Below are 6,311 nucleotides of genomic sequence, written 5' to 3'. Positions count from 1 at the left end.
CTATCGGTGTTTCGTCCTCCCCCGCCGGGGGAGGTGTCCCGCAGGGACGGAGGGGGATGGTGCAGGATGAAACGCCGAATACCCCCATCGACCCGCGGCTTTGCCGCGGCCCACTTCCCCCGGCGGGGGAAGACGATATTGTCCGAAACAGAATCGCTTTCGTGCACCAATGCCAGAAGGAAACCCGACATGTCCCTTCCCCTTGCCGGAAAACGCGCCCTGATCACCGGATCGAGCCATGGGGTGGGTCTCGCCGCCGCGCACACTTTCGCGGCCCAGGGCGCGGAGGTGATCCTTCACGGCAATCAGAACATGGTCGATGCCGACACAGCGGTGCGGGAAATCGGGCCGAAGGCACTTGGCGCGGTGCAGGCCGACCTGTCGCAGCCCGGTGCCGGCCGCGAGCTCTACGACAAGGCGCTCCATCTGGCCGGCGGACGGCTGGACGTCGTCATCAATAATGCGGGCATTCACTGGGCCAGCCCGCTGAACGCCTCGGACGCGGAGTGGGAACAGGCCTGGGCAAGCGTATTACAGGTCAACCTCATGGCGGTGGCGGACATCTGCCGTGCTGCAATTCCGGAAATGGCGGCCTCGGGCGGCGGCTCCATCATCAATATCGCCAGCCGCGCGGGCTATCGCGGCGAGGACCGCGAACACATGGCCTACGGTGCCTCCAAGGGCGCCGTCCTGTCGCTGACCAAGACGATCGCGCGGCAATGGGGCAATGAAGGCATCTATGCCTATGCCCTCACCCCGGGCTGGATCGACACCCGGATGGGGCCGCAGCACGAGGAAGACCGGGCCCGCGCCAAGGCGGAAATCCCGATCGGCGACCTCGCCCAGCCGGAAGAGATCGCGGCCATGTGCGCCTTCCTCGCCTCCGGCGCCTGCCGCAGCGCGACCGGTTCCTGCATCGACATCAACGGCGCCAGCTACGTCCGCTAGGCGTCCGTTTTTCCGGCATCCAGCATGGAGTCGGGATCAATGCCCATCGCACTCATGCGGTCGCGCCAGCGCTGACGCGCAAGCGCCTGCATGTCCTCGGCCGTGTCGGCTTCATCCGTGATCTCAAGGCCCAGCAGGGTCTCGACCACGTCTTCCATGGTCACGAGACCGCGCAGGGAGCCGTATTCATCCACCACGATGGCCAGATGGCCTTTCGACCGCGTCAGGCGGTCATAGGCGGCAGAGGCGCTGATATCGTCGCGCAGGGTCATGACCTCGCGCCTGAACTCGCCGATGGTGCGGTCGAACTCGTCCCGCGCCTGCGCCAGGAGAAGATCCGACTTGAGAACATAGCCGGTGATCTGGTGCGCATTCTCCGCAAACACCGGCAGCCGCGAGAACGGCACCTGGGCGTGCGTATCGAAGAATTCGCGCACGGTCTCCGCCTCGCCGATCGCCACCATGACGGAGGCCGGCGTCATGATGTCCTCGACCTTGAGCCGGTGCAGGCGCATCAGGTTCGAGACGATGGCAAGTTCCTTGTCTTCAAGGACGCCTTCCCGGGCCCCGATTTCCGCCATGGCGCGCATCTCGTCGCGCGACACCGTGCTGGCGCCCTCATCGGATCGGGCGAGCAGTCGGGTCAGCCGTTCCGAGAGCCAGACGAAAGGCGTCATGGCCCGCGTAAGCCAGAGCACGATCCGCCCCAAAGCCGGAGCCAGGGTCTGCCAGTGCACCGCGCCGAGCGTCTTCGGAATGATCTCCGAAAACACCAGAATCAGGAGGGTCAGGACCGCGGACGCAATGCCGAGATATTCGCTCCCGAAGACGACGGCCGCCTGCGCACCGACACCGGCCGCGCCGACCGTATGAGCCACCGTGTTGAGCGTCAGGATCGCAGCCAGAGGCCGGTCGAGATTGCCCTGCAATATCCGCAATGCCTTCGCCGAACGCGGTCGCTTGCGATGCAGCGCTTCGACATAGGCCGGACGCACCGAGAGGATCACGGCCTCGGCGATCGAACAGAAGAACGAAACGAACAATGCGAGAGCCAGAAAGGCGAGAAGGAGGGTCATCTAGGTCTTTTCAATCAGCACCATGCAGTATCGCAGCCCGGTCTAGCGCGTTTCCCGCCCTATGCCGAGGAAATCCGGACTTTCGGCAATACGCCTGGCCGCCGGCAGCATCAGCAAAGAAACACCGGATTATTCCCCGTCGTGGTCATGATCGCTCTCGCGGTCTTTCTGCATCCGTACGGCCATGAAATCACCTGCGACGATAACCAGGACGAAGACAATGCTGACCAGCGACCGGCCATTCGTCTCCGCCCCGATCCAGCCCGCGGCTTCGGCGATGCGCGTACCGAGGGCGGAGATCAAAAGCGCGCCGCCGCCCACCAATGAGGCACGGACCGCCGCATTGCTGCGCGGTGTTCCCCGCATCCTGACCATGCGGCCGGTGGTCCGGAGGATAAAACCGGCCAGAGGCAGAAAGGCCAGGGCAACCAGTGCGACGGGCCAGCTCGAAGGGTCGAGGAAAAGCAGGACAAGCGCCAGCGCCGTGATCGTCAAGACCACCCAGAGCACGAGCCCGGAGAAAATGCGCATGCCCTACTCCGCCGCGATCTTCGCGTCCTGGCCGGCACGGTATACCCGCCCCGGCATGGCGCCGGTCAGCCTGCCTTCCTCCATCACCACTTCGCCGGAAACGATCGTGGCTACGTAACCGCGCGCGCCCTGCAGCAGTCGCTGCCCGCCCGCCGGCAGGTCCTGCTCCATGTGCGGAGGCTCGGCCTGGAGCCGGTCGAGATCGATTATGTTGATATCGGCCTTGAGGCCTTCGCGCAGATAACCGCGATCACGCATGCCGAGATAATCGGCCTGCGCTCCGGTCAGCATCCGCACCACTTTGGAAAGGTCGAGCTTGCGGCCGCGTTTGCGGTCGCGGGTCCAGTGGGTGAGCATGTAGGTCGGCATGGAGGCGTCGCACACCGTGCCGACATGGGCACCGCCGTCGGACAGGCCGTAAAGCGCCTGGGGATGCTCCATCATCTTGAGCACATTGTCGTAATTGAGCTCGGTATAATTATAAAGCGGCAGATAGATGAGCTCGTGCCCGTCTCGCTCAAGCAGCGTATCGTAGACCATTTCCATCAGGGACACGCCTTTCTCGCGCGCCCTCGCCGCGAGCGAGTTTTCCGGCGGCTGCTCGTAATCCGGCGGATCGCCGAGCTGGAAGAATTTCTCCGCCACGAATTCGATATGCTCCATGAGGAGATCCGCCAGCGGCGGAACGGAGGAACCGGGCCCGGAAAGCTTGTCGGTCTTTTCCGACAGGATCTGCGCCTTGAATTCCGGCGCCTTCATCTTCGCCACACGTTCCTCAAGCGGCAGATGGGCGATGGTCTTGTAGCTCGGATAGCCCATGAAGGGATGGAAGGTGCAGTTAAAGCCGAGGAAGACCCCGATGGCGCGAGGGGCAACCTGCATACGGGCATCCACCCCCTCTTCCTTCAGCTTCTCGGAAAGCCCGATCAGCTTGAGCCATTGATCCGGCGCGAAGTCGCGCTGCATGAGCGAGAAAGAGAATGGCCGTCCGGACGCCTTGGCATAGTCCGCGATGATGTCCCATTCCTCGTCGAAATCCTCCTCGCCGCGCTCCAGGTTAAAATCGGACACGGCCTGGACAACCCCATGGTCGAGGCCATCGAAGGCTTTTGCGATGCCCGTGAGTTCGTCGCGGGTCGCTTCAGAGGAAGGAGTCCAGTCGCCATCGGCCGTCTTGTGGACATCGGACCGTCCGGTCGCGAAGCCGATCGCGCCCGCTTCGAGCGCTTCGCGCGTGAGGCGGCGCATTTCGGCGATATCATCGTCATTGGCCGGCTCGGAATGCACCGCCCGGTCTCCCATCACATAGACCCGCAGCGGATCGTGGGGGAGCATGGCGGCGATATCGATCGTGCGCGGAATCCTCGCCAGCGCGTCGAGATATTCCGGAAAGCTCTCCCACTCCCAGGTCAGCCCTTCATGCAGAGCCGTACCTGGAATGTCCTCGACGCCTTCCATCAGCTTGATCAGCTTTTCATGATCGTTTTCTCGCACGGGCGCAAAGCCGACCCCGCAATTGCCCATCACTGCGGTGGTGACGCCGTGATCGATCGAGGGTCGCAGTTCGCCATCCCAGCTCGCCTGGCCATCGTAATGGGTGTGAATGTCGATGAAGCCCGGCGTCACGAGCTTGCCGCGCGCATCGATTACGCGCGTCGCCTCGCCGAGATCCCTGCCGATCGCAGCAATGCGACCGTCCTTGATGGCAATATCGGCACTCCGCGATGCGCCGCCATCCCCGTCCTGGAGCGTACCGCCGGTAATCTTGAGATCGTACATGGATCGACTCCCCGTGTTCGGGCGCCGGTCCAAGGCGAAGAGCCCCTACTCTCCCGCCGGCACCTCTTTACGGCGCAGTTTCAGCCAATCGAGACCGCGGAACAAGCCAGCCAGTGCGCTCCCGCCGATCAAATGCCAGATACTCCACATGCCGATGATAGCCGCCGCGCCGCCGACGCCGTCGAACTGGCTGAGAAGAAGCAGAAGCCCGAGTCCGGAATTCTGGATGCCGACCTCGAAAGCCAGCGAACGCCGCCGGGCCGCTTCCATGCGCATGGCTCGCCCCGACAAAGATCCGAGAGCGAAAGCGGCTGCATTATGAATCACCACGATCGGGATCACGACACTGCCCGCCGTCAGAATGACGTCCCAGTTCTGCGCTGCGCCGACGATGACGAGCACGGCGATGGAGCCGAGCGAGATCGGCGCCAGCACGCGGCGCATCGCGGCGGCCGAACGCGGAAATCGCGTCGCGACAAACATCCCCGCGGCCAGCGGCAAGGCGAGCAGCACGATCGTCTGCGAGATGAAGGGCAACGGATCCACATCCAGCCGCGTCACGAGTTCGGCGGTCGGCGTGTAGAGCGAGGACCAGAGAAGGATCGAGATCGGAGTGGTGAGCGCGGCCGAAACGCTGGAAATCGTCGTGAGCGATACCGAATAGGCCGTATTGCCTCGCGCGAAATGGGTGAGAAGATTGGAGACATTCCCGCCCGGACAGGAGGCCACGATCAGCATTCCGAGCGCGATACTGGCCGGCGGACCGATCAGAAAAATGAGTATCAATGTGAGAAGCGGAAGGCCGACCAGTTGTGCCAGAACGCCGCCGAGCACCCTGTAAGGCTCCGCTTTCACAGCCCTGAAATCCTCGAATCGGAGCGCCAGAGCGACCGTGAACATCATCACGACGAGCAGGATTGCCATGCCCAGCCGCGTTTGGTCATCAACTATTACCTCGAGGGCGTCGATCGCTGCTGCGTCCATTTTCATTTACCCGTCAAACACTTAAAAACATCACCTTGGCAGCATACGCGATTCTCGAAGCTGCAATTCGCTTTCATTTGTTCAAACGGGCTCGCCAAGGAGTGTGCTTTCTGCAACTAATGCACACCTCACTCGACGAAATTACCACTTGGCCGAGCGGTTCCGTTTGATCGAAGTGGTATGTTGGTTGCAAGACGAACCGAACGGTCGCTGGGACCGTATAAAGGTACGTTCATACGTTTGTAGCATTGGTCACGAGGGCGGTGGCCAATAGTTTGGGGGACCGAGAATGGGTCGGAAACGTTTCGATGAAATGTCTTGCGCGATTGCGCAAACACTCAATCAGGTTGGTGACTGGTGGACCTTGCTCATCGTCCGCGATGCCATGAAAGGTGCGCGCCGGTTCAGCGACTTCCACGAGAGCACCGGTATCGCGAAGAACATCCTTACGGATCGTCTCAACAAGCTTGTCGACAACGGCATCATGGTTCGCGAAGAAGTCGGAGTGCGCGGCCAGCGCCAGGAATACGTTCTCACCGAACGTGGCGAGGCTCTCTTCCCGATTCTCATGGCCATGCAGCAATGGGGCGACAAGTGGATCTATGGCGAGGACGAAGCGCCGGTCGACATGCTCGACGCGCGCACCGGTGTCCCTCTGGCACCGATCTCGGTCGCGAACGAACGCGGTGAAACGGTCACCCACCGCGATGTCGTCACTCGCGAACGCGACGGCAAGACGGTCCGGGAAGCCAGCTAGCGCTTACCCGCACACCTCCAATGCAAGACGGCCGGGGCATGACCGCCCTGGCCGTTTGCGTTTGGACCCGGCTCTACCGCTCGACGGGATGCGGGAGCTTTCCAGTCTCCCCGGAAAATTTCACCTTGCACGCGAAAAAATCGAAATCATGCATTGAGACGCGCGAAGCGTATGGTTAACATCATACCGGGCTTTGGAACGGACCGTATCGCGGTCCGTTTCGTGTGTCTTGCAAC

At 62.3% G+C, this 6,311-nt stretch carries 7 protein-coding genes; 2 read left to right on the top strand and 5 right to left on the bottom strand.

Annotated elements, in window-relative coordinates:
- Positions 1 to 191, bottom strand: a 191-nt coding sequence (locus AC13HB_RS03565; protein ID WP_482948348.1) for a hypothetical protein, incomplete at its 3' end; no start/stop codon positions are given.
- Here AC13HB_RS03565 and AC13HB_RS03560 point away from each other — a divergent pair.
- The gene (locus AC13HB_RS03560; RefSeq protein WP_482948347.1) at positions 190 to 948 is read left to right on the top strand and encodes an SDR family NAD(P)-dependent oxidoreductase; all 759 of its coding nucleotides are present in this window, start codon (positions 190 to 192) and stop codon (positions 946 to 948) included. The genes AC13HB_RS03565 and AC13HB_RS03560 overlap by 2 nt on opposite strands.
- On the opposite strand, the gene AC13HB_RS03555 is transcribed toward AC13HB_RS03560, so the two are convergent.
- The 4 genes from AC13HB_RS03555 to AC13HB_RS03540 all read right to left on the bottom strand — a co-directional run bounded on the left by AC13HB_RS03555 (position 945) and on the right by AC13HB_RS03540 (position 5,318).
- Positions 945 to 2,024, bottom strand: a complete 1,080-nt coding sequence (locus tag AC13HB_RS03555; protein WP_482948346.1) for a CNNM domain-containing protein — start codon at positions 2,022 to 2,024, stop codon at positions 945 to 947. The genes AC13HB_RS03560 and AC13HB_RS03555 overlap by 4 nt on opposite strands.
- 129 nt (positions 2,025 to 2,153) lie before the next feature.
- Positions 2,154 to 2,555, bottom strand: coding sequence for a hypothetical protein (locus tag AC13HB_RS03550; protein ID WP_482948345.1), 402 nt, complete (start codon positions 2,553 to 2,555; stop codon positions 2,154 to 2,156).
- Between the two features lie 3 nt (positions 2,556 to 2,558).
- The gene (locus AC13HB_RS03545; protein WP_482948344.1) at positions 2,559 to 4,334 is read right to left on the bottom strand and encodes an N-acyl-D-amino-acid deacylase family protein; all 1,776 of its coding nucleotides are present in this window, start codon (positions 4,332 to 4,334) and stop codon (positions 2,559 to 2,561) included.
- A 45-nt stretch (positions 4,335 to 4,379) separates the two neighbouring features.
- The gene (locus AC13HB_RS03540; protein ID WP_482948343.1) at positions 4,380 to 5,318 is read right to left on the bottom strand and encodes a bile acid:sodium symporter family protein; all 939 of its coding nucleotides are present in this window, start codon (positions 5,316 to 5,318) and stop codon (positions 4,380 to 4,382) included.
- Positions 5,319 to 5,607: 289 nt separating this feature from the next.
- On the opposite strand from AC13HB_RS03540, the gene AC13HB_RS03535 reads away from it, so the two are divergent.
- Positions 5,608 to 6,075, top strand: coding sequence for a winged helix-turn-helix transcriptional regulator (locus AC13HB_RS03535; RefSeq protein ID WP_482948342.1), 468 nt, complete (start codon positions 5,608 to 5,610; stop codon positions 6,073 to 6,075).
- Positions 6,076 to 6,311: the final 236 nt, after the last annotated feature.

Source organism: Maricaulis sp. B-26 (assembly GCF_056857855.1).
Note: the sequence above shows the minus strand (reverse complement) of the source record. Positions and strands in the feature narration are given on the sequence as shown.

Coding starts and splice junctions, on each gene's coding strand:
- AC13HB_RS03560 (WP_482948347.1), top strand. CDS start 190: ATGTCCCTTCCCCTTGCCGGAAAACGCGCCCTGATCACCGGATCGAGC.
- AC13HB_RS03555 (WP_482948346.1), bottom strand. CDS start 2,024: ATGACCCTCCTTCTCGCCTTTCTGGCTCTCGCATTGTTCGTTTCGTTC.
- AC13HB_RS03540 (WP_482948343.1), bottom strand. CDS start 5,318: ATGGACGCAGCAGCGATCGACGCCCTCGAGGTAATAGTTGATGACCAA.
- AC13HB_RS03550 (WP_482948345.1), bottom strand. CDS start 2,555: ATGCGCATTTTCTCCGGGCTCGTGCTCTGGGTGGTCTTGACGATCACG.
- AC13HB_RS03535 (WP_482948342.1), top strand. CDS start 5,608: ATGGGTCGGAAACGTTTCGATGAAATGTCTTGCGCGATTGCGCAAACA.
- AC13HB_RS03545 (WP_482948344.1), bottom strand. CDS start 4,334: ATGTACGATCTCAAGATTACCGGCGGTACGCTCCAGGACGGGGATGGC.